This is a genomic window from Vibrio sp. Vb0304 (assembly GCF_033338995.1).
Taxonomy (GTDB): domain Bacteria; phylum Pseudomonadota; class Gammaproteobacteria; order Enterobacterales; family Vibrionaceae; genus Vibrio; species Vibrio alginolyticus.
Window position 1 is genome coordinate 1 of record NZ_JAWOTT010000077.1, and the last position, 1,709, is coordinate 1,709.

Here is a 1,709-nt window from a genome sequence, read left to right on the forward strand (position 1 = left end):
CTGCTTTGAAAGGTATAGCTATGGAAACCGAAATAGAACTGAAGTTTTTTGTTTCTCCTGAATTTTCAGAAACTTTACGAGCAAAAATTTCTGAAACAAAAGTACTTCAGCATAGTTGTCGTGACTTGGGTAACACCTATTTTGATACAGCCGACAATTGGCTAAGACAGCACGACATTGGTTTAAGAATTCGCCGTTTTGATGACGTTTTCGTCCAAACCGTAAAAACCGCAGGACGCGTTGTCGCAGGCTTACATCAAAGACCAGAATACAATGCTGAGCACACAAATAATGAACCGGATCTTTCGCTTCATCCTTCCGATATCTGGCCGTCAGGCAAAGATGTCGCGACTCTACAATCCGAGTTAGTTCCGCTTTTTTCGACCAACTTCACGCGTGAGCAGTGGCTGATTGGTATGCCAGATGGCAGCCAAGTAGAGGTCGCGTTTGACCAAGGCATGGTTGTTGCGCAAGGGGAAGACGGAGAAGAGAGACAAGAACCGATTTGTGAAGTCGAACTTGAACTCAAATCTGGCCAGACCGATGCACTATTTACTTTGGCGCGCAGTTTCTGCGAACAAGGTGGGATGCGCCTGGGTAACTTGAGCAAAGCCGCAAAAGGTTACCGTTTAGCGACTGGTTACACTGGCGACGAAGTGAAGCCGCTTTCTTTAGTGGACAGTAACAAAACAGACACCGTTGAATACTGCTTAATCAATTCACTTGAACATGCTTTATCGCATTGGCATTACCACGAACAAATTTACTCAGAGCGCGACAGTGTGGAAGCGCTGCGTGAAATCAGTAACGCCATTCGTTTTATTCGCCAAACATTGACCATTTTTGGTGGCGTAGTGCCTCGTCGTGCGAGCGCTATCTTGCGTCAAGAATTGAAGTGGTTAGAAGAAGAGCTCGTTTGGCTTGATGAACATGCTCACCTTGAAGAGTTGCTTGATGATAAAGGTAACGTATTGCGCAAACTTGACGCGCGTAAGTTCCTTGTCTCTGAGTTGACTCAACAGTTGGAAGAGTTGCCAAGTCGTGAAGAGATGCTGACATTGTTGAGTTCGGCGCGTTACACAGGATTACTGCTGGATCTTAGCCGCTGGATCTTAGCGCGTGGCTGGCAGCCATTCTTGGATGAGAAAGCGCGCGAGAAGATGGCAAGCAACATCATGCCGTTTTCTGTGACGCAATTGGATCGCACTTGGGCAGAGCTGATGGAAGCTTTCCCTGCAGAGCGTGATTTGTCTGCGCAAGAGTATGTGGATCAGCGTTACCGTCTGCTGCGTAACCTTTACACTGGAATTGGTTTTGCGAGCTTGTACAACTTCGACGAGCGTAATAGCTTCCGTCTTCCTTGGGCTGACTTAGTGCATGGCATTGATGATCTGTTGATGCTGAACCATCTGTTGCCTTTGGTCGATATGCTGGAAAATGAAGAGAAAGAACAGCTAGAGCGTTGGCTGCACCGCCAAGAGCGTTCGATTCTTCATGCAATGGATCAAACAAGAGCAATCAGCGTAGAGACTCAGCCGTACTGGCGTGAAAAATAAGATAGGCGAGCGCAAAGTAGCGTTTCTTCATTAATTTAAAGAGAAATAGGACCGATAGGTCCTATTTTTTTGTCTGAATTTTGCGTTGCTGCATTTCCTCTTCGATAAGAGTTAGTCGCTCAAGGATTTGTTCTTGCTGTTCTAATAGCTGTT

At 46.2% G+C, this 1,709-nt stretch carries 1 protein-coding gene; it reads left to right on the forward strand.

The genetic code is table 11. The features are described 5' to 3' along the window. The first annotated feature begins 20 nt into the window (after positions 1-20). The gene (locus tag R7P35_RS23865) at positions 21-1,556 is read left to right on the forward strand and encodes an inorganic triphosphatase (protein ID WP_020840070.1); all 1,536 of its coding nucleotides are present in this window, start codon (positions 21-23) and stop codon (positions 1,554-1,556) included. The last annotated feature ends 153 nt before the right edge of the window (positions 1,557-1,709 follow it).